Below are 23,918 nucleotides of genomic sequence, written 5' to 3' on the forward strand. Positions count from 1 at the left end.
TTTTCCCCACGGTTCAATTCTCCGTAACCGGATCCGCAATCACCCGACTGCGCGTACTCCGTCCTAAAAATAACGGATAATCGCGCCGAAAGTTATGAAATCATGCTGAAATCCGTCTCTTTTTTCGAAACATATTTTGCCGCCAATTCGCATAACAGCTTGTTTTGCGGCTTCGCAAGCTCAGGATCGTCGGCCAGCACCCGTTCGGCCGCATCGCGCGCCAACGTCAGGATCTGCCCGTCCTTACCCAGCGACGCTATCTTCAAATCAAAGGCCAAACCGCTTTGCAGCGTCCCGGAAAGATCGCCGGGACCGCGCAATTGCAAGTCCATCTCGGCCAATTCGAAACCGTCCGTCGTCCGCACCATCGCCGCGAGCCGCTTGCGCGAATCGGACGATAGTTTGTCGCCGCTCATCAGAATGCAGTACGACTGTTCGCCGCCGCGTCCGACACGCCCGCGCAACTGGTGCAACTGCGACAGTCCGAACCGCTCGGCGCTCTCGATCACCATGATCGACGCATTGGGCACGTCGACGCCGACCTCGATCACCGACGTGGCGATCATGATGTGCGCGACGCCCTGCTTGAACAGGTTCATGCCGTAGTCCTTGTCGGCCGGCTTCATCTTGCCGTGCACGACCACCGTCACGTACTCCGGCGGCGGGAACGCCTGCGTAATACCGGCATAACCGTCCTCAAGGTCTTTATAATCCATTTTTTCGGATTCCTTGATCAGCGGATAGACGATGTAGACCTGACGGCCTTTCTTAATCTCGTTGCGGATGAAACCGAACACCTGCAACCGGTGCGCATCGCGGTAGTGCAGCGTCCGGATCGGCTTGCGGCCCGGCGGCAGTTCGTCGATCACCGACACGTCCAGGTCGCCGTACAACGTCATCGCCAGCGTACGCGGGATCGGCGTAGCGGTCATTACCAGCACGTGCGGCGGCCGGCGGTTTTTGTTCCACAGCCGCGCCCGCTGCTCGACGCCGAAACGGTGTTGCTCGTCGATCACCACGAACCCGAGGTTTTTGAACTGCACCGTATCCTCGATCAGCGCATGGGTCCCGACCAGAATATGCACGTCGCCGGAAAGCAGGTCTTCGGCCAACGCCGTCCGCTCGCTTTTCCGGGTCGACCCGGTCAGCAGCTCCACCCGCACGCCGAGTCCGTCGAGCATCCGCGACAGCGTGGCATGATGCTGCGTCGCGAGAATCTCGGTCGGCGCCATCAGGCAGGCCTGAAAACCGTTGTCGCATGCCAGAAGCATACTCATCAGCGCGACGAGCGTTTTGCCGCTGCCCACGTCGCCCTGCAGCAACCGGTTCATCTGGTGGCCGGTGACGGTATCCTGCCGGATTTCGCGGATTACCCGCTTCTGCGCTCCGGTCAGCGGGAACGGCAGTTTTTCGTTGTAAAAACCGTTAAAAAAGCGACCGACCGCCGGAAACAGAAACCCGTCGTTACGGGCTTTCCGACCGCGTTGCTCACGGAGTATATTCAGTTGGATGCCGAACAGTTCTTCGAACTTCAGCCGGTATTCGGCCGCCCGCAACGCCTGCTGCGAAGTCGGAAAATGGATGTTGTACAGCGCGTCGCGCAACGGCACCAACCCGTAACGGCTCATCACGTCCCCGGGCAGCGTCTCGCGCAGATGTCCCTCGACCTGCGGCCACAGATTGCACATCAGCGTATAGATCGCCTTCGTGCCCAGTTGCCCGTTGTTCAGCTTTTCGGTCGTACTGTACACTCCCTGCACTTCGGCATGGAAACGGTTCGCCTGTTCGAGCACGGATTCCACCTCGGGATGCACGAGGTTCAGCGCGCCGTTGAAAAAAGCGGGCCGTCCGAAAATAATGTACTCGCGCCCCGCTTCGAGCCGTTTTTCGATCCAGTTGATCCCTTTGAACCACACCAGTTCGGCCGTACCGCTACCGTCGGCAACGACGGCGATAAAACGCTTCTTCGGCCCGGAACCTACATGCTGGAAACCGGTGATGCGTGCCCGGAGTTGGATATAAGTCAGCGAATCGTCGGCGATCTCGCCGATGCGCCAGATGCGGCTGCGGTCGATGTAACGGAACGGAAAGTAGTAGAGCAGGTCGCCGAGCGTGCGGATACCGAGCTCCTTTTGCAGCAGCAGGGCGCGCCGCTCCCCCACTCCGGTGAGAAACTTGACGTCGTTGTCGAGAATATAACCCATCTTCCGTCGCGAATTTGGATCAAAGATACCGAATCTGCGGCAGAGTTTCGTAACTTTGCGAAAAATTTAAACGCTACATGGAGAAATTTTGCGATTCGCTGACCCGGTACAGCCGGCGGGAAACCGTTGCCGTTCAGATAGGAAACACCGCTATCGGAGGCGACAACCCGATCCGTATCCAGTCGATGACCAATACCGACACGAACGACACCGCCGCTTCGGTCGCGCAGACCGAACGGATCGCCGCCGCCGGCGGCGAAATCGTACGCCTGACGGCGCAGGGCCGCCGCGAGGCCGAAAACCTCGGCGCCATCCGCGCCGAACTCGACCGGCGCGGATGCCGTGTTCCGCTGGTGGCCGACATCCATTTTCTGCCGTCGGCGGCGCTCGTCGCGGCGGAGCATGTCGAGAAAATACGGATCAACCCCGGCAACTTCAACGACAAGGGCGGTCAGTTCGACGAACTGCTGGCCATCTGCAAAAGACGGGGAGCCGCGCTGCGTATCGGCGTCAACCACGGTTCGCTGGCCCCGGCCGTCATGGAGCGCTACGGCGATACGCCCGAGGGAATGGTCGCCTCGGCGATGGAATTCTTACGCCGCTGCCGCGCGGCGGCGTTCGACCGGGTGGTGCTATCGGTCAAATCGAGCAACGTCCGCGTGATGGTGCAGGCCTACCGGATGTTGGCGGCGGCCATGCGCGCCGAGGAGATGCACTATCCGCTGCACCTGGGCGTCACCGAAGCGGGCAACGACCGCGAAGGACGGATCAAGTCGGCTGCGGGCATCGGCGCGCTGCTGGCCGACGGGCTCGGCGACACGATCCGCGTTTCGCTGACCGAAGCCCCCGAACGCGAGATTCCGGTGGCGCGGATGCTGGCGGACTATTTCGCCGGCCGCGAAAACCATGCGCCGATCCCTGCCGTAGACGAATCCCTGTATTCGCCTTACAGCTACCGCAAACGCCCGTCCGAAAAAATCGGCGGTATCGGCGGCGACGCACAGGTTGCGATCTGGAGCGAAATCCCGGCCGCCGTCCGCGAAACGCTGTTCGAAGCCGATATCCGGACGGTCGACCGGATTCCCCGGGGACGCATCGTGCTGCTGAAAACAAACAACCTCAACGGCATCGCCGAGCAGCGGGCCGCGCTGCTGACGATGGCCGGACGCGGGCTGACCAACCCGGTCATTATCCAACGCACGTACGACGAAAGCGATCCGGAAGTTTACAAATCAAAGCGGCGGCCGATCTCGGCCCGCTGTTCCTGGACGGATTCGGCGACGCCATTCGGATCGAGAACCTCAATCCGGCCATCCCGCAGAGCGAAATCGACGCACTGAGCCTCGACATCTTGCAAACGGCGCGGGTACGCATTTCGAAACCCGAATACATCGCCTGCCCGAGCTGCGGACGGACATTATACAACATCGAAAAAACGCTGGCCGCGATCAAAGCGCGCACCGGACACCTGGTCGGCGTGAAGATCGGCGTGATGGGGTGCATCGTCAACGGACCCGGCGAAATGGCCGACGCCGACTACGGTTACGTAGGCTCCGGCCCCGGACGGATCACGCTGTACAAAGGCCGCGAAGTGGTACGCCGCAACATCCCCGAAGAGCAGGCCATCGACGCGCTGCTCGAACTGATCGAGAAGTCGCAAATGGAACGTTGATTCCCCCTTACTTTTTTTGCGGCTCGAAGACTTTGAACAAAGCGCGGTCCTTGCGCAGGGCCGCCTGTTTTACTTTATCAGCAAAAGATTTCATATTATCGGGAAACTGCTTACAGTCGAGCAATTCGACACACCGGTCGAACCTGCCGATTTCGCGGCACAATTCGGCTTTGAAAAGACGGTCTTTGTCCCGCGTCGAATCAAGTTCGTCGATAAATTTCGACGCATAAAGAACAAATACATTGCGTAACCGATCGTACGAAGCCTTATCTCCGCTGCGGAGAAAATCGTTATAAGTATGCCAGATACCCCAGTAAGCTATTTTTTTGTCCCCGATCAACGGAAACGCTCTTACCCACTGACTAAAATTAAGCGCTTTCGTATACTCTTTTTCGACCTTGTCGGCCTGCTGCCGTGAAAGCTCGCAATGATTGTCTTTCGGATAGAAAAATTCTCCGCACGCCGGACACTGCACAAACGACGGCACCGACGGCAGCATCGGCGCATCGAGCTTCCCATCCGACCATAGCGTCGAATTAAACGTATTGCCCGAACTCCAACTAATTTCGCGCAAAATATGACCGCACTTCGGACATTTGACGAATCTATCGGCGTCGTAAACGGTAGCATGTGCGTCGCTACACACCATCAACGACAAAAGCAACTCGATAAATCCCAGGCAAAATAACTTTTTCGCAATCGTTCTCATCGGAATCTATTTTTAGGCTAGTGTTTCGATGCCAGCTTTCCGCTCAAGCCCCCGCGTAGATCAGGAACCCGAGTCCGACGATAAACAGAACGAACATCCAGGCATTCAGTCGGTCGGACGCTTTCGGAGCGCCTTTGAACTCTTTCCAGACCAGGATACCCCACATGGCGGAGACCAGCGTGGCTCCCTGCCCCAGTCCGTAGGAAATCGCAGCCCCGGCCTGTTCCGAAGCGATCATGCTGAACGACTGACCGACGCACCAGATCACACCGCCCAAGATACCGACCAGGTGCGTCTTCGCACTGCCCCGGAAATAGCCGCCGATCGAGATCGGCTCGCCCTCGACCGGACGTTTCATCGCAATCGTATTGAAGATAAAGTTGCTGGCGAACACTCCCACGGCAAAGACGAATACGGCCGTATAGGGCGTCAGCTTCCCGGGAGCCGGATCGGCAAAATTCGTAAGATCCATCGACGCCGCGACGAAACGGTAAAAGAAAGCCATGATTACGCCCGCTGCAATCGAAATCCCGATCCCCTTGGTGGGAACCTTCTTCGAGCCGGTCAGCATTTTCCGGTAGGCCAGTCCGTTCAGTACGATGGCTACGACGATCAGCGCCACCCCGATGAAAATGAACAACGGCGCGCCCTTCGCGGCCCCGAAATAGTTGACCAGCACGCCGAGCACCAAAGCCAGCCCGATCCCGACCGGGAACGCCACCGACAGTCCGCAGATCGCGATAGCCGCCGCCAGCAGAATATTCGCCGCATTGAACACCACGCCGCCGAGCAGCGCGCTGCCGATATTGCTCCAGTCGGCCTGCGCCAGATCGGGCAGGAAACTGCGCCCTTCGGAGCCGACGCTACCGAGCGTAAAAGCCGACAGGATCGAAAACAGCAGCAACCCGATCACATAGTCCCAGTAAAAATATTCGTAACGCCAGGTTTTGGCGGCCAGTTTCTGCGTATTTCCCCACGATCCCCAGCAGATCATCGTGACGACGCAGAAAATCACGGCCAACGTGTAATTGTTTACGATATACATAATTTCGTTTTTAAAAGTTCGACATACTACGGAACGAAACGATCGACTTCGCTGCGATACGGAATCGACGACTGCGCCCCCATGCGAGTCACCGAAATCGCCGATGCGCGGCTTGCGAAACGCACGGCTTCCTCAAGGCTTTTGCCTTCGGACAGCGCGACGACCAGCGCCCCGTTGAATACGTCCCCGGCTGCCGTCGTATCGACCGCCCGCACTTTCTGCGCCGGAACCGCTTCGTCGAACCGGTCGTTGCAGATATACGCTCCGCGCGAACCGAGCGTGATAATCACGTTCTGCACGCCCATCGCCCGGATACTGCGGGCCGCTTCGGCTTCGGTCTCGGCATTGTGGATCCGGATACCCGTAATGATCTCGGCCTCGGTTTCATTCGGCGTAATCAGGTAAAGACTTTTGAGCAATTGCGGCGACAGCGCGGCGCCGGGAGCCGGATTGAGCACCGTCCGCTTGCCGCGCTTGGCGGCTTCGGCGGCTACGTATTCGATCGTCGTCATCGGCGTTTCGAGCTGCATCAGCACGATATCGCAATCATCCAACGCCGTTTCGGCCTTGGCCACGTCCAGCGGCAGCAAATTCGCATTGGCCCCGGAAGCCACGACGATCGTATTTTCGGCGCGGCTGTCGACAGAAATCAACGCCACCCCCGACGGATTATGATCGTCGATGAACACGAAACGGGTATCGATGCCCTCCTGAGCCAACTGCTGGCGGGTGGTGATGCCGAACATGTCGTTGCCGGTCTTGCAAACGAAAATCACGTCGGCCCCGAGCCGAGCCGCCGCAACGGCCTGGTTGGCCCCTTTGCCGCCGGGATTCATCAAAAAAGTTCCGCCGAGTACGGTTTCCCCCGGCCGCGGCAGGTGTTCGGTTCTGACCACCATATCGGTATTGGTACTGCCGACCACCAGAATTTTTCCTTTTCTTAACCCATTCATCGCGACACTATTTTAGATTGATTTGATAAAGTTAAACTCTATTTTCCGAAAAAGCAACCCGGACGCCGAATATTTAAACTCCCAAAAAACGGACCGATTGCAAAAAGCGACCGCCGGGACAGCTTTTCCGCACCGTCCGTAGCATCCGCTTCCGGACGACGCCGAGAGCGGAATTCCGGAATTTTGCCGCGGAAATTGGATTTTTCCGGCCATTTTTGCTAATTTTACCGACCCGTACAAAAGGCCTGCCGCCTTTGCCCGGACAAATCCAACCTGAACAACACCCCGTCATGAAAAAATTTTGCATTTTACTTACCGCGCTTTTCCTCGGCCTGTCGGCCGGAGCGCAAACTCCGTTTCAGATCACCTTCGGCCCCTATCTACAAAACGTGACGGCCGACGGAGCCACCGTAATCTGGGGAACCTCCGCCGACGCGCTGTCGTGGGTCGAAGCCGCACCCGACGGCGAAGACCACTTCTACGCCGAAGAACGCCCGCAGTATTACCAGACCAAGCTCGGCAAACGGACGGTGGGACGACTGCATACGGTGCGGATCACCGGACTGAAGCCCGCCTCGTTTTACCGCTACCGAGTATGCTCGCGCGAAGTGACCGAACTGCAACCGTACAAAGTCAGCTACGGACAGACGATCTGCTCGGACGTCTACCGCAAAAAACCGTACCGCTTCAAAACGCGGGACGCCGCGCAGCAAAGCGTATCGTTCACCGTGGTCAACGACATCCATGAAAACAGCGACATGCTGGCGACGCTGCTGTCGGACGTCAAAAAAGAGCAGCGCGACTTCGTCTTTTTCAACGGCGACATGGTCAACAACATGAGCAGCGAACAACAACTGATCGACGGCTTTCTGCGCCGTTCGACCGAACTGTTCGCCGCCGAAATCCCGTTCCTGTTCGCACGCGGCAACCACGAAACGCGCGGCCTGTTCTCGGATCATTACCTCGACTACTTCCCCACCCCGACCGGCGAACCGTATTACGCATTCCGCCAGGGGCCCGTATTTTTCGTCGTGATGGACGGCGGAGAAGACAAGCCCGACAGCGACATCGAATATTACGGGCTGTCCGACTTCGACCGCTACCGCGCCGATCAGGTGGCCTGGCTGAAGGAGACCGTCGCGAGCGAAGCATTCCGCACGGCCCCGTTCAAGGTGGCGATCATACACGTTCCGCCGGTCAACAGCACGTGGCACGGGCCGCTCGACATCAAGAAGCATTTCCTGCCGGTACTCAACGACGCCGGGATCGACCTGATGCTGTGCGGCCACCTGCATTCGTACCACTACCTGCCGGCCGGCCAAACCGAATGCGATTTCCCGGTGCTGATCAACTCGAACGACCGGGCGGTCGAAGTCGAAGCGACGGCCGACGCGCTGAACCTGAAGGTCAAAGATACTAAAAAACAGGTTGTTCAGGAACTGACGCTGAAAGCCAAACAATAGCCGGCCAGCCGAAAAGACACGGAGCCGTCACTCGAAAAAAGAAGCCGTATATGCGGACAAGGAACCCGCTACCACATGTAGATCACGGCGTCGCCCGGATCGACCGTCATCTCGGTAATGTCGTCCGCCGGCACGATCGAACCGTTCTTCAGTACCTGCCGTACCCGGCTCTCCGCTTCGAAACGAAGCCCCATGGCAGTATTCGGATCGCGGTTAACGATCACCAGGAACGTATATCCCTGATTCTCCAACTGTGAAACGACCGCTCCGCTTCCCTCGGTTTCCAGTCGCCTGACCGGTTCGGGCAGGTCGGTCAGCCGAACGGTTCCTTTCGGAACGGACGTCCCCGTATGGCGTACGGAAACGACCCTGGCTCCGAGGAAAACGCCGCTCAATCGCTGAATTTCACTCGTCACGGTTTTCACCAGATCGTACGTCGCCGTACGGGTTCCGTCTTCGGCGATCGGCGCCATCCGATAATTCCAGTCGCCCGACACCGTCGGCGTCCAATAAGTAAAGTATTGCAGCACCTGCGCCCCGTAAGCCAGATCGCTGTACAACTGCAACCGCAGATCGGACAAAGTCGGAACGGGATACACCACGTGAGGGCATGTCAGCGCGAAAGCCCAAAACTTCTTATTCGCCTTCCGGGCTTCGTCGGCAACGATTTCGAGATCCTCGTACCAGGTGTCTTTGATCAGACGCACCGAAGAACCCGGATTAGTCACCAACGGATATTCGTCGAACGACAGAAAAGTGGCGGGCACCTCGTTCAAGTAGCGCTGCACGTACTCCCGGTAGGTAGCGACGCCCAAGGCCTGCAAATGCTCCGCAGGCCCGGCCGGGAACAGGTTCGCATAGCAGTAGTGATCCGGGTCGACGGCCTGGATCGCGTTCATCATCCGGGCAATGGTCGGAAACTCGCTGCACAGCGGCTCGTCCTTGCAGAAATAGGCTTCGAGGGCCGGATACCTCATCAGTTTTTTCACGGCCGCTTCGCGCCGGGTATCCGAATACAGCGCATCGCACTCGACGATCAGCTTCACGCCGGCCTGCCCGGCGTATTCGAGCGCCTTGCAAGCCGTCTCGGTATCCGAAAAACGGGTGTAATTCACGGTGATGCCCAGTTCGGCGGCTTCCCGGAAACGGGCTACGCTAACCTGGCTCGCCCGCACTCCGTGCCAGGCGACGATCGGAATCCGGCCCGGCGAAGGCAGCTTTTCGGGAAAAGGATCCGGATCGGGCCGGCCGGTCGTATCCGGAGGCGTTACGGCGGTGGTATCCGGAGGAGCGGGCCGCTGCCCGCCGCCGCCCTTCGAAGACGTTTCGTCCTTGCCGCACGAGAAAACGAGGACGGCCGCAGCCGCGCACAAGTAAAACAATTTTTTCATGCCAATCAGTAGTTTATTCGGTTAAAACGGGGCTATCCGCCGGGCAAAGCGGCCAAACGGCGCGCGCGCCGCAGATTCCCCTACTCGATCTTCACGATCCCCTGCCAACTGATATAATGTTCCGTAATGCCGATCTCGTCCATCCAGCGGCGGGTCTCGATCGTTTTCATGTAGGCCGTATCGAAACCTTCGCCCACATCGTTGTTCCATACCCACAGCGGCGTAGGCCACAGGCAGGCGCGGAACCGGATCGATTTGTAGAAATGCTCGTCGCATCCCTGCTGGCCGTGATGCGCCATTTGCAGGTAATCGCAATCCAACAGGGGTTTATAAGTACCTTCGAGCAGCATTTTGCCGCTCTCGACGCCGGTATCGCCCAGAAAGACCATCGACTTTTTCCGGTCCCACACCCTCAGCACGATACTCGCATTGTTGTAGGCATTCGTCAGGATGGACGGATGGGCGACGCCGAGCACTTTCAGGTTCATGCCGTCGATCTTCATCTCGAGTCCCGGCTCGGTCAGGTTTACGACCGGAAGGCCGGAATCCCGGAGCGCTTCGTAGTAAGCGTCCGCAAGCTTTTTGCGGTTCATGTCCGTGCGGAGCTGCTCGTCGGTCATCGGCGACTGATAAACCGTGTCGATAATCATTTGTCGAGGATCTTTCAGGATTTCGGTCAGCGCCCCCATGTGATCCACATGCGGATGGGTGACGATCCATTTGTCGACGCGGTTGCCCAGGGCGGCCACGAATCCCCGCAAAAAAGGCGCGTCCGCAGCGGTTCCCCCGTCCAGCACGACCACCCGTCCCCGGTCGGTCACGAACACGTAGGAATTCATCTGGGAAGGCCCCTGGGCGCAAAGCTGCCATACGGCGAAACCGGGCTTTTTAGCCGCTGTGAAAGAGACGGACATCAGGCCGCACAGCAGGCATACGATCAATTTGTTCTTCATATCGAAATCGTGTAACGAATTTTTTCCGTCCGTTCCCCGTGCATTCCGGCCTTCGGCCGGCTTCAGGAATCCGCAACGGATATTTCAAAAAAAATCGGAAAAAAGAATGTCCGTTCTCACGGACATTCTTTTCAGTTTTAAAGCGTTTCGATCTCCGCGGTTAAGGATGGAGCGAACCCGGATACAAATCGCATATCTCGTGGTTCTCGCCGTTCTTGTTGTGCGTGTGCATCAGGGTCTGCGGTTGCCCGTTTTCGCCCCAATAGGTCCAACATTCAACGATTACGCCGGCGTTCAACGCATCGATGGCCGGGTTATCCGTTACCCAGGTAAGTTCGGCGCCCACCGTATCGACATTGGCCTGCGAAACGCATCTCCACCAATAATATTCCACTTTCAGCGTACGTTCCACGGAAGTATCTTCGGTAAATTCGAAATTAACCGCCGCGCGACCCGGTTTTTTCCACAAATACATGTATCCGTCGGCATTAGCCATCATGTTGCGGATATCGAGGTATTCGAGCGGGTTGTCCATGATCGTCAGTTCGCAAAGCTTCACAACGTTGCTGACGTCGAGCCTCTTGATTTTGTTTCCGTTCAGATGCAGATACCGCAATTCGTTGGCTGGAGCGACTCCCACGGCGCCGAAATTCACGGTTTCGAGCGTTCCCGTATTCCGGGCTTCCAGTCTTTCGCAGTTGGGGAACAACGTCATGTCGAGCGACTGCAACTTGGAATTGTCCAGCGAGAAGAATTTGATGTTCGCAGCATCCGGGAATCCTTCCAAACCTTCCACCGAAGTCACCGCTTTATCGATAAGGTTCAGCGTCTTATAAGTAGATTCGTATTTCACTTCGTCCGGGAATACGACTTCGGCCGCATCGGGTTTGTAAGCGTTGCCCTTTTCGTCGAACAGGTACTTATTGTCCGGAACGAGACTCTGCAAATATTCGCGGAATGCGGCATCGGGAACCATAAAGCGTCCTACCGCGGAACGGAAACATCCCAGTTCCTGCGTCTGCGTACCGCGCTTGAGCGTCATCACCCAGCCTTTGGCATCGACAGCCAAGTCGGCGGGGAACGCGAACACCAGTTTGGCGTCGGTAATCTCGCCGGATACGGTCTCTACGGCGTCGCCGCCGGACCGGGGCTGGAGAACGATTTTATCTTTGCCCAGGAAACCGCGGCCGGTAACCGTCACGTTCCCTCCTACCATCGATTCCACGAAAGAAGGAATCGACAGGGAAGCGAGTTCGATCGGGGTGTTCAGATCGGGATCGTCCGCCGGATCGACCGGTTTGAGCGTACCGAACTCTTTGCTCTGCGTACCGCGTTTGAGCGTCAGCGTCCAGCCTTGTTCGTCGATGGCCAAGTCGTCGGGGAACGTGAACACCAGTTTGGCGTCGGTAACTTCGGAATTGGTAACCTCCACGGCATCGCCGCCCGAAACGGGTTTAAGTTCCACCCTGTCTTTACCGAGGAAACCTTTGCCGTCGATCGTAACGCTGGCGCCTTTCATCGATTCGGTAAAATCGGGAATCACCACGTCCGACAGTTCGATCGGCGTCGTCAGTTCGGGGTCTTCCGGATCTTCGGGCATCATCGTGCCGATTTCCTTGCTCTGCGTACCGCGCTTGAGCGTCAGCGTCCAACCTTCTTCGCTGGTGGCCAGATCGCTCGGGAACTTGAACACCAGCTTGGAAGCCGTAATTTCCGCCGGAGCGATCTCGACGGCCGTACCGCTGGGACGGGGCGTAAGGGCGATTTTGTCCTTACCGAGAAAACCTTTGCCCTGGATCGTGACATTGGCTCCCTTCATCGATTCCTGGAAAGTCGGGATCACGACGCCGGACAACTCGATCGGAGTCGTCAGATCAGGGTCCTCCCCGCCGTCGTTCTTCTCGTCGCTACACGAAGTAGCGGCGAACCCCATCGTGGCGATTGACGCCAACAACAATAAATACTTTTTCATACGCATAAAGTTTTAAAGCGGCATTTCTGCCAAAAGTAATTAATGGTTAATAGATTATGTTTGTTACTCCATTCGGTATCGTCTCGTATTCAATCCGTTGCTTTTTTCGCGGCCCGGTCCGCCATTACTGCTACTTAAACGGTTAAGCTGCGCTGCCTAAAAAAGATTTTTCTCCCGTTCGAATTTCAAAAAAAACAACCGTTAAAAAACAAATGCCATCCACGTTTTTCATAATTTATTAAAAATATACAAAAACCGCACTTTACCGTTACAGAGAGCGCCTCTTACTTTTACTCGGTTCATTACTTTCGCAAACCGGAACAAATCGCCGCCGTTACGACGCTTTTTCGTTCGCTCTATCCTCTTTTACGAACTTCTGTTTTCAAAATTAGATTTAATTTTCTAAATAAACAACAAATTCCCGTTACATTTTCATTACTTTTTTCGCATTTTCCGTAAAAAACAAAACCGAAACGGGATTTACAGCCCGTTTTTCACCGCCTGGAATACACGACCCGCCTTTTTTCGTTTTCCGCAAAAAGACAAAAACGGGATTAAAACGAGAGAATCGGCATCCTCTTTTCCTCCGGAGTTCTTCGAAATCTCCCGGACGAAAAAACGGACAGGAGCAATCGTCGGTTACCGCACCCCGCCGTAAGCCGCAAAACATACGTTCTTATGCAGGATCTCCACCTCGCGGAAACCGACTTCGCGCATCAGGTCGAGTTGGTAGTTCAACGGCCGGGGAGAATCCTCCAGCTCCACGTAAGCCAGCACCCTGTCGCGGTACTCCGTTCCGCCCAGAGCGGTCAGGTAATCGCCGTAACGCTCCCGAAAATAGGCGGAAAGTACCTCCGTTTGCTGCGCGACCAGGTCGGAAATCATCAGGCAGCCGCCCGGACGCAGGCTCCGGTACAACCGGGCGAACACGGTCTGCCACTCCTCGTCCCCGCGCAAATGATGCAGCGCGGCTCCCGACAGCACGATATCGTACCGGCATTCGCCCAGATCGGCCTCGCGGACGTCCCGCTGTACCGCCGTGACCCGGCCGGCCGAACAGGCCGAAACGCGTTCGACGGCCCGGTCGAGCATCGGGCGGCTCAGGTCGAGCAGCGTGCAATGAAGCCCCGGCCGTTTCGAAAGCATTTTGAGCGTATAGTTTCCCGCCCCGCAGCCCACGTCCAGCAGATCCGTCGCCAAAGGCGTCAGACGCGCCGCGGCTTCGGTAATCAGTTCCAGCGACAACGCCGCATCGACAGTCGAAACCTGTCCGCTCTGCAAATTCGAAAAACGCTCGACATCGTGATCGAAGCGTTCCCGAATCTCTTCCACACTCGATTTTTCCCGCATATCTTATAAATTGAATTCCATATCCGGAAAACCCGGACATTCATAGCAAAGATAACGTTAATTATCACAAAATTAATCCTACATTTGCATAAATATACCACACCCTATGAAACAAACCGTCCGCCCCCACTCGATGCGCGCCTGGATACTTGCGGCGCGCCCGAAAACGCTCCCCGCGGCAGCCGTTCCCGTACTGCTGGGATGCGCGCTGGCGCTGGCGGAAGGCGGATTCCGGTGGATTCCCGCTCTGCTCTGCCTGCTGTTCGCGCTGCTGATGCAGATTGACGCAAACCTGATCAACGACCTGTTCGACTACCGCAAAGGAAGCGACCGCAAAGACCGCCTCGGGCCCGAACGAGCCTGCGCGCAGGGCTGGATTTCGCCGCATGCCATGAAACGGGGAATCGCCCTGATTACCGCGACCGCCTGCGCGACGGGCCTTTGCCTACTTTTTTACGGAGGAACCGAGTTGATCGTCGTCGGAGCGGTCTGCGTCGTATTCGCATTCCTGTACACCGCCGGGCCGTACCCGCTGGCCTACCACGGCTGGGGCGACGGGCTGGTGATCGTCTTTTTCGGTTTCGTTCCGGTCGGAGTCACCTACTATGTGCTGTGTCACGGATGGACGACCGAAGTAACGGTCGTCTCGCTGGCCTGCGGACTGGTGATCGATACGCTGCTGATGGTAAACAACTACCGGGATCGCGAGCAGGATGCGCAGAGCGGCAAACGGACGTTGGTCGTGCGTTTCGGCCCGAAAGCGGGCAGCCTGGCGTACCTGACGCTGGGAATAGTCGCCTCAGGACTCTGTCTGACGCTGCTCTCCGGCGGGTATTTCGCGGCGGGGCTACTCCCGCTGGCCTACCTGCCGTTTCACCTGGCAGCCTGGCGACGGATGGTACGAATCCGCGAAGGCCGGGAACTGAATCTCATCCTGGGAAAAACGTCCCGTAATATCTTGATTTTCGGAATACTGCTAACCGCGGGGCTGATCCTGCGGTAATGCGGCGAACGAGCGGCTCCGGCGGAACGATCCGCCGGGCATGGGATTTGAACCGTTACCGTAACCACCAAAATCCTTTATCATGAAAAAAATTCTGCTTTTCGTCTTCCTGCTTGCCGGAACCGCCCTGGCGGCCCAGAAAGCCCAACCGATCCGAGTGCTCTTCATCGGAAACAGTTATACCTTTTACCATAACCTTCCCGATCTGGTGTCGCAAATCGGCGAAAGCGTCGGCTTTCCGATCGACGCGACGGCCTGCACCAAGGGCAGCCAACGCTTTACCGGTCACCTGCAAAACGGGAAACTGCTTCGGATGCTCGCCGCCGGAGGATGGGACTACGTCGTCCTACAGGAGCAGAGCGAAGCCCCGGCCCTGCCGACCGAACTGGTCGCCGAGGGAACGTACCGGCCCGCCCGGACGCTGGACAGCCTCGTTCACGCCGGAAGTCCGCAGGCGCGGGTAATCTATTACATGACCTGGGGACGCAAAGAAGGCAGTAAGACTTACGGGAACCACTATCCGCCGGTAGCGACCTACGAAGGTATGCAGCAGCGGTTGGCGACCAGTTACCTGGAGATGGCTTACCGCAGCGGCGGCTGGTGCGCGCCGGTAGGACTGGCCTGGATGCGGGTACGGAGCGAGAAACCCGAATACGAACTGTATATGCCGGACGGAAGCCATCCGTCGGAAGCGGGCACGCTGCTCGCGGCGAACGTAATTTTCAGCGTTATCTACGGCAAACCGTATACTTCGGATATCCGGGCGGGCGTTCCGCAGCAGCAGGCGGAATACCTGCGACAAGTGGCGCAGCAGACCGTATTCGACAACCTGCGGCTGATCAACGTCGAACCGGTCGCCCCCGGCCCGCTGCCCGAAATCGCCCTGCCCCGCAAATAAACGGGCCCCGGGAGAATCCGGCAAAATACGAAGACGCATTTCCGGCCGCATTCCGCGCAACGGTCTTCTTATGGCGGACGCCCGTCGCAAAATAGCGCTACCTCAACCCGTCGAGCCATTTCTCCAGTTCGGCGAGCCATTGCCGCTTATAGCGGAACGTATCGCTGAACCCGAAACCGTGTCCCCCCTCGGGATAGATATGCAGCGAAGCGGGAACCCGGTTATCCATCAGGGCCCGGTAATACAGCAGGCTGTTTTCGGGCGTAACGGCCTGGTCGTCTCCGGCCAGCGCGATAAAGGCGGCCGGCGTCTCCGGGGAAACATACCGGTCGAGCGAACATGCGGCGATCTCATCCCCGGAAGGGTGCGGCCCCATCAACCGCTCGCGCGAGGGAAGATGCGTCAGCCCGTCCCGCATACTGATAACCGGATAAAGCAAGATTTGAAAATCCGGTCGCATTCCCGTCTCCGGGAACAGGGCCGCCGACGCCGCGACATAGCCTCCGATGGAGGCCCCCATCACCCCCAGAGACCGGATGCGCAACTCTCCGGAGCGCTCTTCCAACAGGCGTACCGCCCGGCGGATATCCTCGCCGGGAATCTCGCGGCGGCCGTTCGGCAACCTGTATTTCAATACGGCCAGCGTAATGCCCCGCTCGTTGAACCACGATGCGAAAGCGCGGCCCTCGTGCTCCACGGCCACGCCCCGAAATCCTCCGCCCGGACACAGGATAACGGCTTGCCCGCACGGCTGCGAGGCCGGATAAACGTATAACACGGGGACGGAAACATTGCCGATCAGTCCCGGCCCGAGCGTCTGCTCCGCTCCAGAAAGGCCGTTGGACGAAGGCACGCCTTCGGGCCACAAAAGCACCTCCCGGCAAATCGATCCGAATTCTTCCATCAGTTCATCTTTTATCTATCTGAAACGCGACACGCGCAGCGAGCGAAGCCCGTTCCCCGCGCGCCTGCCGCCGGTTCGTCGGCTCAGCGGCCGCGCTCTTTCACCGCAAAATACCGATCGACGGCGAACTTGCCCGGCCCTGCGATGTACATCAGCACGAAAACGACCAGGTACACCAACGCCAACTCGCGAACGGCAAAGGCATCCTGGCTATGAATCACGAAAAAGGCCATCGCCATCGTAAAAATCATCGGGATCATCGCGAGGCGGTACAAAAAGCCGATCAAAAAACCGAACGAACAAACCAGCTCGCCGAATATGGCCAGCATCAGCGAGAAACGGCTGCCGACGCCCAACGGATCGGGAAAGACATCGGCCATCTGCGCGAATCCGGCCCACTTCTGCAACCCGTGCGACATCAGCAATACGCCGAAAATAACCCTCGCCGCCAACAATAACAGCGACGTCTTCGCGCCTTCCGGTCTAACGGGAAATAAAAAACGATATAACATAACATTCAATTTAAATTCATACCAACTACAAGCTTATCAAATACTTTGCCACGAAACGCGCCGTCCTGCCGAATCGAAGAACCGATCCCTTTCGACGCCCGGCGCGTTTCACGCGCAACCGCAGAACCCGGCCCCGCACGATACGATTCTCCGGCTTTCGCCGACGAACGGCTACAACCGTAAATTTAATAAAAATAATTCGGTAGAAACCGATTGACTTTTTGATCGCTCAGAATAACGGACAAAGCGCCTAGATCTTCTTCGGTGAAACGCCGTAATATTTTGGGATTCTATACTGCCGGATTTGTGCGAATAAAGTGCGGAACGCAACGAATCAGGGATATTCCCTTGACGGAAAATATCTTTAATATCGACACCGTCCGCTTACCAAATTCGTCCGACCCGGTAAAACGACGAAGGCAGATGCCTTTTATCATCTGCCTTCCGACGTTTGCGGTCGTAGACCTTTTTCGATTTGTGTATCCGACTGAAACAGATCGGACGGTTGTGATTCTCGATCTCGGCCTCGCGGCTTCCTCTGCGACAGGCTTTGACGTAATCGCGTTCGGTAATTCTTTTTGTTTTCACTTCATGTCAATTTACGGCTGAGCCGCAAAGATAGCATATTTTAAGTCGCTCCGGCCCTATTGACCGTTTCAAAAAGACCTATTTCCCGCCCCTCATCGGTTGTCACGTCATTATTTTTAAACGCATACCCGCCCCACAAAAGACATAATATACTAATTATAAAATCATTAAAAGAACAACGATACAAATCCGGAAATTATTTTCCACAGGAATCTTGTTTTATCGGAAAACAATTCGCACCTTTGCGCCATTACTTTCCTACAGAAGTATCTTCCATTAGATCGCATTGTAAATAATTTTCAAACAGGCTATATGAAACATATCATTATCGGAGGCGTCGCGGGAGGTGCAACCGCGGCGGCCAGGATTCGCCGGGCAGACGAGGAGGCCGAGATCGTCCTACTCGAAAAAGGCAAATACATCTCGTACGCCAACTGCGGTCTGCCGTATTATATCGGCGGCGCGATCGCCGAACGGGAAAAACTCTTTTTACAGACCCCGGCTTCGTTCGGCGGACGATTCAATATCGACGTGCGGATCGAAAACGAGGCGGTAGGCATCGATACCGCGGCAAAGAGCGTCGAAGTGCGCCGTGCGGATGGATCGACCTATACGGAAAGCTACGACAAGCTGCTCCTGTCGCCGGGCGCTTCGCCTGTGCGTCCGCCGCTGAAGGGCATCGACAGCGAAGGAATTTTCACTCTGAGAAACGTCGACGATACGGACCGTATCAAAAACTATATAACTACACGAACGGTCGCCAGCGCTGTCGTCGTGGGCGCGGGATTTATCGGATTGGAAATGGCCGAGAACTTGCATCGCGCGGGAGCGGGAGTGTCGATCGTAGAGATGGGCAATCAGGTGATGGCGCCGGTCGATTTCTCCATCGCCTCGCATGTGCACCAACACTTGTTACAAAAAGGGGTGCACCTTTATTTGGAGCAGAGCGTCGAACGCTTCGAAAAACGGGACGACAAAATCGAGGTCTTTTTCACAAGCGGGAAGAGTATCGCGACCGACCTGGTTATCCTTTCGATCGGCGTCCGTCCCGAAACGGCACTGGCCAAAGCAGCCGGACTCAGGATCGGCGAGACGGGAGGCATCTGGGTGGACGACTATCTTCAGACTTCGGCGGCGGATGTTTATGCTGTGGGAGACGCCATCGAATTTCCGCATCCGCTGACAGGCAAACCCTGGCTAAATTACCTGGCCAATCCCGCCAACCGCCAGGGACGCATCGTGGCGGACAACATGGTCTTCGGCAATACGACCCGATATGAAGGGGCGATAGGAACTTCTATCGCCAAGGTGTTCGATATGACGGTGGCTTCGACCGGACTTGCGGCCAAGCGGCTCAAACAGTTCGGCATTCCGTATGCCAGTTCGACCACCCATTCGGCCTCGCATGCGGGGTACTATCCCGATGCGTTGCCGCTGACCCTCAAGCTGACCTTCGACCCCGCGAGCGGCAAACTCTACGGCGGTCAGTGCGTGGGCTACGACGGAGCGGACAAGCGTATCGACCAGATTGCCCTGCTGATCAAGCAGGGAGGCACGGTTTACGATCTGATAAAAGTCGAGCACGCTTACGCCCCTCCTTTTTCATCGGCAAAAGACCCGATCGCCATAGCCGGCTATGTGGCCGGCAACATCATCAGCGGGGCGATGCCTGTGGCGACCTGGCGGCAAATGGCGGAAGCGGATCGCTGCGACACGCTGTTTCTGGATGTGCGTACCCGCGAGGAACACGCCTTCGGAGCGATCCCCGGTTCGGTGAACATTCCGCTGGACGAGCTTCGCGGCCGGATCGGCGAACTGCCGCGCGACAAAGAGATTTACATCTATTGCGCCGTTGGTCTACGGGGATACCTGGCCTTGAAAATTCTGACGGGACACGGGTTTACCCGTGTCAAAAACTTGTCGGGCGGATACAAAACCTATGCGACGGCGACCGCGCCGATCGAAAATAAAACGGCGACGATCAGAACGAATGGCAAAACGGATACGCAGCATACCGGGGAGCGGATAAAAACCTTGAAAATCGACGCCTGCGGATTGCAGTGCCCCGGCCCGGTCATGAAGATCAAACAGGCGATCGACTCGATCGGCGAAGGCGAACGAATCGAAATGGTCGCCACCGACGCCGGATTCTCGCGCGACGCGCAGGCATGGTGCAACACGACCGGAAACATCCTGATATCCAATTCGGAAGAAAAGGGCAAATATACGGTCGTCATTGAAAAAGGTTCGCCCCAAGCGTGCAGGACGGCCACCTCGTGCGACGGCAAAGCCAAAACGCTCATCATGTTCAGCGACGACCTGGACAAAGCCCTGGCCACATTCGTGCTGGCCAACGGCGCGGCGGCTACCGGACAGAAGGTGTCGATATTCTTTACGTTCTGGGGATTGAACGTGATCAAGAAAGTCGCCAAGCCGAAGGTAAAAAAGGATATTTTCGGACGCATGTTCGGCATGATGCTACCGTCAAGTTCACTGAAATTACACCTTTCCAAAATGAGTATGCTGGGAATCGGCGACCGGATGATGCGCCACATCATGAAACGAAAGGGTATCGACTCGCTCGAATCGTTACGGCAACAGGCCATAGACAACGGCGTGGAATTTATCGCCTGCCAGATGTCGATGGACGTCATGGGTGTCAAACGCGAAGAGCTGTTGGACGAAGCGACCGTAGGCGGCGTTGCGACCTACATGGAGCGTGCCGAAGGAGCGAATGTAAACCTGTTCGTCTAAAACCGACATATGCTATGAAAAAAGGAATTTTAGTCGTTCTCGCGGCGGCAACCTCCGTCCTCGGTCTCCGGGCGCAAGAGCGAGCGGGACACGGAGAGCACGCCCACCCGCGAAACGAAGCAGGACTGAGCCTCGGCGCGGCATACGGCATCGAGCATAAAGAGTGGGCTCCGGCGATCCACGCGCACTATTTCAGGACGCTCGCCCCGCACAGTCGCTGGGCCCTGGGCGCCGGAATAGAATTCATTCCCGGCGAGGAGCGTCATTGGGAGATCGGCGCAGGAGCGAGATTTCAGGTACTGAACGATCTTCAACTGTCGCTGATGCCGGGCATATCGATCGTCGACAAAGCGAAGTTTTCCCTGCACACCGAGGCCGTTTACGAAGCGATCCATCTGTGGGGCTTTCATTTCGGCCCGGTCGTAGGTTACGCATGGACGCGGGATCACTCCCATGTGTCGGCCGGCATACATGCCGCTTTTGCATTCTAAACGGAAAGGATCATGAACAGGTTTGGGATCATCCGGCTCAGCATTGCCACGATTCCCCCGGCGGAAATCTCTATCGAGGACTTGTAGGCTGCGAGCCCGATCGCCTCGTCGCCCGGAATGCGTCGACGGGCGCTGTTGTTCGGGCTGTTCCAAAAAGAGAAAAGACAATAAATAACTTTTTGAAAACCGAATGCGGTAAATAACTAAAATACTGCAACATGCATCGAAACATCAAAGACATGGATAGACTCTGTAAAATACGCGACATTCAGCGCGCGGTCAACCAATTCGAGCAAGGATTTGAAAAAACATACGGAATTTGTTTGAACGAAGGAATGGCGCTGTGTTCGTTGCTCAAAGCCGGCAGCCTCTCTTCGGGAGAAATCGGCGAGCTGTTGGGACTGACTTCGTCGAATAACTCGAAAGTGATCGGCTCGATCGAGAAAAAAGGACTGGTCGAGCGCGTGATAGGCACAAAAGACAAGCGTCAGATGTATTTTTCGTTAACCCCGAAGGAAAGGAATTGATTTCGTCCCTCAAATGCGAACAGATTGAAATCGCCCCGCCGCTTCTGGAGTTACTGGAACGGAGCGGAACAGCCGAGTAGAGTTGTTAACATATGAAGTTACACTGGTATTGAATGCCTGTACGGCCCCCTCAGATTGCAGGACTTTCACATTTTCGACCGTCCAGCGGGCGCGGCGATTCAGTTCGTTCAGTGCTACGGGACGACAAATTTCCTTATCTACCATAAGAAACTGCGATTTCAGATCGAGATCCTGTATAGGCATGACTTCCAGTAAATCGTAAAAATAGTCTTGCACATCGAATGAATGCGCGATATCGGGATGCTTATCTGCAATTTTACCCTTCGGTCGAATAAAGCCCGCAATCGTTCCAAACGGCTGTGCGAGTACTTAGATCCTTTGTCTCAGACTACATAATTCCAGAACATAACGTCGCAACAACTCCTGAAACAAACGACTATCCCTGTTCACTGCATAGAGTCCGATCCCGACCGAACGGGACAGATCCCGTAGTAGCGGCTCTTGAATCATCGTAACCATTCGCCGAAAAATCACGGCATCGGTAGCCCTCAAAATACTATTCATGTCGCTTTCGACCTGCTCGTTACGTAGCAGGTAAGACAGACACCAGCCGATACCGGCAAGTCCTCGTTTGAATAAAATGTCTTTCTTCCACATATCTGGCAATATGTTCCATTGTATTTTAAAGCGATAAAACAAATATTTTTTTAACTTTGCGTCGCAAGGTTTTCCGGAAGTTATTCTGTTGCCGGAAATAATAAGGGAATGCCGTGAGAATCGGCGACAATACCCGTTGCTGTGAGTTTCAGCCCTGATTGGGCAACTTCGCGCACTCTTTGCCACTGGTTTTAAACTGGGAAGGCGCAGCGGAGGAAACGAGTCAGAAGACCTGCCTTGCGACAACGAAGATTTACCCTGCGGGAACACGGGCGGTAGGTAATTGACTTTCTCAAACATTCAGTGCGTTTGTTCTGTTCGGTCAATTGCAGAGGTAAATTGTATAAACGAATAACTTTGCACACAAACAACTGAAAATAAACACCTTGCAACAAAAGAAAAATCATGATTTCCCTTTTGGGATATCGGATATAGAACGTGCGGCAATTCCTCGGCAGGGTTCCAATCGGCTAAAGATTATGGCCTCTATACCGGTGAACAACTCACAGCCGTGGTACACCCGCGATATGTCGTTATCCAAGAATTTTCAGTGGAACCGGGTAGGCATACGGATTACGGCTGAAGTCAACAATATTTTCAACCAACAATACGAGATCGCCCAAGTGCTACCTGATGCACGGGACGAATTTAAAAATTAAAATAAACATAACGATATGAAAAACAACAAACTGATATATGTCCTGATACTGGCGGCAATCGTGTGCGTTACATCCTGTCGCAAAGAGGAGGAGATTGTCCCTTCGACATCCTTACAGGTAGTTTATCCGGATCCAAATCCCGGCGAGATCAAGGGTTTTTTCCTGCTCAACGAAGGCAATATGGGCAACAATAAAGCCACGCTCGATTATTTCGATTATGAAACCGGAGTATATACCAAAAATATTTATGCAGAACGCAATCCGGGAGTAGTGAAAGAGCTCGGCGATGTGGGCAATGATTTGCAGATATACGGCAGCCGTTTGTATGCCGTCATCAACTGCTCCAATTTCGTCGAAGTAATGGATGTGAATACGGCTAAGCACATTGGTGTTTTTTCTATTCCCAACTGCCGCTATATCGCGTTCAAAGGCAAATATGCTTATGTGAGTTCTTATGCTGGCCCGGTAGTGGAATCCGATCCTAATTACCGGCTCGGATACATTGCCAAGGTAGATACGGCAACCCTCGAGATAATAGGTACATGCGATGTCGGATACCAGCCCGAAGAAATGGTGGTGGCCGGAGATAAACTATACGTAGCCAATTCAGGCGGATACCGGTACCCGAATTATGATTGTACGGTGTCGGTGGTCGACCTGGAGACATTCACCGAAATAAAAAAAATAGAAACCGGCGTCATCAATCTCCACCGAATGGAATTGGATGTCTACGGCCAGATATGGGTTTCGTCCCGCGGAGATTATTACGGGACATCGTCGAAAACCCTTGTTATCGACAGCCGGACGGATAAAGTGACCGACGTGCTGGATCTGCTTCCCAACAGTGAAATGACCCGGTGCGGCGATTCCCTTTATGTTTACAGTAACGAATGGAGCTACGTTACCAATTCATGGAAAAAATCGTATGCCATCGTCAACGTCAAAACGAAAAAGATCGTCTCCCGCAATTTTATTAAAGACGGAACGGAAAAAAGCATAGTCTCACCATACGGGATAGCGGTCAATCCCGTTACGCGTGAAATCTTCGCTACCGATGCCCGGGACTACGTAACACCGGGAACGATATACTGCTTCTCGCCCCAAGGCATGAAAAAATGGTCGGCTACTACGGGGGATATTCCCGCCCATTTTGCATTTACCAAACGGAAACTCCGACCTCTGGAATAGTTCA

At 55.6% G+C, this 23,918-nt stretch carries 18 protein-coding genes, 2 pseudogenes and 1 riboswitch; of the genes and pseudogenes, 8 read left to right on the plus strand and 12 right to left on the minus strand.

From position 1 onward, the window contains the following. Window positions 1-92: 92 nt before the first annotated feature. Complete coding sequence (recG, locus tag DW082_RS08940) at window positions 93-2,204, minus strand: ATP-dependent DNA helicase RecG (protein ID WP_101573963.1); 2,112 nt, start codon at window positions 2,202-2,204, stop codon at window positions 93-95. Between the two features lie 77 nt (window positions 2,205-2,281). Here recG and ispG point away from each other — a divergent pair. Next, a pseudogene (gene ispG / locus DW082_RS08945) lies at window positions 2,282-3,876 on the plus strand ((E)-4-hydroxy-3-methylbut-2-enyl-diphosphate synthase). A 7-nt stretch (window positions 3,877-3,883) separates the two neighbouring features. Here ispG and DW082_RS08950 read toward each other — a convergent pair. The 3 genes from DW082_RS08950 to rbsK are packed head-to-tail and all read right to left on the minus strand — an operon-like array spanning window position 3,884 to window position 6,583. After that, window positions 3,884-4,585, minus strand: a complete 702-nt coding sequence (locus DW082_RS08950) for a hypothetical protein (RefSeq protein ID WP_118458268.1) — start codon at window positions 4,583-4,585, stop codon at window positions 3,884-3,886. 43 nt (window positions 4,586-4,628) lie between these two features. Continuing rightward, window positions 4,629-5,630, minus strand: a complete 1,002-nt coding sequence (locus DW082_RS08955; RefSeq protein ID WP_118458270.1) for a GRP family sugar transporter — start codon at window positions 5,628-5,630, stop codon at window positions 4,629-4,631. A 26-nt stretch (window positions 5,631-5,656) separates the two neighbouring features. Further along, window positions 5,657-6,583, minus strand: a complete 927-nt coding sequence (gene rbsK / locus DW082_RS08960; protein WP_118458272.1) for a ribokinase — start codon at window positions 6,581-6,583, stop codon at window positions 5,657-5,659. Window positions 6,584-6,873: 290 nt separating this feature from the next. Here rbsK and DW082_RS08970 point away from each other — a divergent pair, with 290 nt between their 5' ends. Further along, window positions 6,874-8,046, plus strand: coding sequence for an FN3 domain-containing metallophosphoesterase family protein (locus tag DW082_RS08970; RefSeq protein WP_118458276.1), 1,173 nt, complete (start codon window positions 6,874-6,876; stop codon window positions 8,044-8,046). Window positions 8,047-8,114: 68 nt separating this feature from the next. Here the strand turns inward: DW082_RS08970 and DW082_RS08975 are convergent, their stop codons facing one another. The 4 genes from DW082_RS08975 to DW082_RS08990 form a co-directional block, all read right to left on the minus strand. Continuing rightward, entirely contained in the window at window positions 8,115-9,437 is a 1,323-nt protein-coding gene (locus DW082_RS08975) for a hypothetical protein (RefSeq protein ID WP_259335567.1), read from the minus strand. 80 nt (window positions 9,438-9,517) lie between these two features. Next, window positions 9,518-10,390: a ComEC/Rec2 family competence protein gene (locus tag DW082_RS08980; protein WP_118458278.1), complete on the minus strand. Its 873-nt coding sequence runs from the start codon at window positions 10,388-10,390 to the stop codon at window positions 9,518-9,520. A gap of 160 nt (window positions 10,391-10,550) precedes the next feature. Further along, window positions 10,551-12,362, minus strand: a complete 1,812-nt coding sequence (locus tag DW082_RS08985) for a hypothetical protein (protein ID WP_147386996.1) — start codon at window positions 12,360-12,362, stop codon at window positions 10,551-10,553. A gap of 639 nt (window positions 12,363-13,001) precedes the next feature. After that, on the minus strand, window positions 13,002-13,694 hold the full coding sequence (locus DW082_RS08990; protein WP_220452651.1) for a trans-aconitate 2-methyltransferase: 693 nt from the start codon (window positions 13,692-13,694) through the stop codon (window positions 13,002-13,004). Window positions 13,695-13,818: 124 nt separating this feature from the next. Here DW082_RS08990 and DW082_RS08995 point away from each other — a divergent pair, with 124 nt between their 5' ends. Both DW082_RS08995 and DW082_RS09000 read left to right on the plus strand, forming a co-directional pair. Continuing rightward, window positions 13,819-14,715 (plus strand): 1,4-dihydroxy-2-naphthoate polyprenyltransferase, encoded by an 897-nt coding sequence (locus DW082_RS08995; protein ID WP_118458284.1) that lies wholly within the window; start codon window positions 13,819-13,821, stop codon window positions 14,713-14,715. Between the two features lie 82 nt (window positions 14,716-14,797). Beyond that, on the plus strand, window positions 14,798-15,613 hold the full coding sequence (locus DW082_RS09000; RefSeq protein ID WP_118458286.1) for an SGNH/GDSL hydrolase family protein: 816 nt from the start codon (window positions 14,798-14,800) through the stop codon (window positions 15,611-15,613). A 97-nt stretch (window positions 15,614-15,710) separates the two neighbouring features. Here the strand turns inward: DW082_RS09000 and DW082_RS09005 are convergent, their stop codons facing one another. The 3 genes from DW082_RS09005 to DW082_RS09015 form a co-directional block, all read right to left on the minus strand. Next, window positions 15,711-16,517, minus strand: a complete 807-nt coding sequence (locus DW082_RS09005; RefSeq protein WP_101573943.1) for an alpha/beta hydrolase — start codon at window positions 16,515-16,517, stop codon at window positions 15,711-15,713. Window positions 16,518-16,600: 83 nt separating this feature from the next. Then, a complete protein-coding gene (locus DW082_RS09010) occupies window positions 16,601-17,029 on the minus strand; it encodes a DoxX family protein (protein WP_101573941.1) in 429 nt (142 codons plus the stop codon). Window positions 17,030-17,413: 384 nt separating this feature from the next. Further along, entirely contained in the window at window positions 17,414-17,617 is a 204-nt protein-coding gene (locus DW082_RS09015) for a hypothetical protein (RefSeq protein ID WP_101573939.1), read from the minus strand. Between the two features lie 312 nt (window positions 17,618-17,929). Between DW082_RS09015 and DW082_RS09020 the strand changes: the two genes are divergently transcribed. From DW082_RS09020 to DW082_RS09030, 3 genes and pseudogenes are all read left to right on the plus strand, one after another. Continuing rightward, entirely contained in the window at window positions 17,930-20,371 is a 2,442-nt protein-coding gene (locus DW082_RS09020; RefSeq protein ID WP_118458288.1) for an FAD-dependent oxidoreductase, read from the plus strand. Between the two features lie 14 nt (window positions 20,372-20,385). Further along, window positions 20,386-20,862 carry a hypothetical protein gene (locus DW082_RS09025; RefSeq protein ID WP_118458290.1) on the plus strand — a complete coding sequence of 159 codons (477 nt, stop codon included), beginning with the start codon at window positions 20,386-20,388 and terminating at the stop codon, window positions 20,860-20,862. A gap of 239 nt (window positions 20,863-21,101) precedes the next feature. Next, window positions 21,102-21,469: pseudogene (locus DW082_RS09030) on the plus strand (winged helix DNA-binding protein). On the opposite strand, the gene DW082_RS14720 reads toward DW082_RS09030, so the two are convergent. Next, window positions 21,399-21,614 carry a hypothetical protein gene (locus tag DW082_RS14720; protein ID WP_147386997.1) on the minus strand — a complete coding sequence of 72 codons (216 nt, stop codon included), beginning with the start codon at window positions 21,612-21,614 and terminating at the stop codon, window positions 21,399-21,401. The pseudogene DW082_RS09030 and the gene DW082_RS14720 sit on opposite strands and share 71 nt — an antisense overlap. Window positions 21,615-22,116: 502 nt before the next feature. Next, window positions 22,117-22,322, plus strand: a riboswitch (cobalamin riboswitch). A 419-nt stretch (window positions 22,323-22,741) separates the two neighbouring features. Here DW082_RS14720 and DW082_RS09050 point away from each other — a divergent pair. Next, entirely contained in the window at window positions 22,742-23,914 is a 1,173-nt protein-coding gene (locus DW082_RS09050) for a YncE family protein (RefSeq protein ID WP_101573929.1), read from the plus strand. Window positions 23,915-23,918: the final 4 nt, after the last annotated feature.

Origin of the sequence: Alistipes sp. AF48-12 (assembly GCF_003477565.1) — a bacterium.
In the GTDB taxonomy this organism is placed as follows: Bacteria; Bacteroidota; Bacteroidia; order Bacteroidales; family Rikenellaceae; genus Alistipes_A; species Alistipes_A hominis.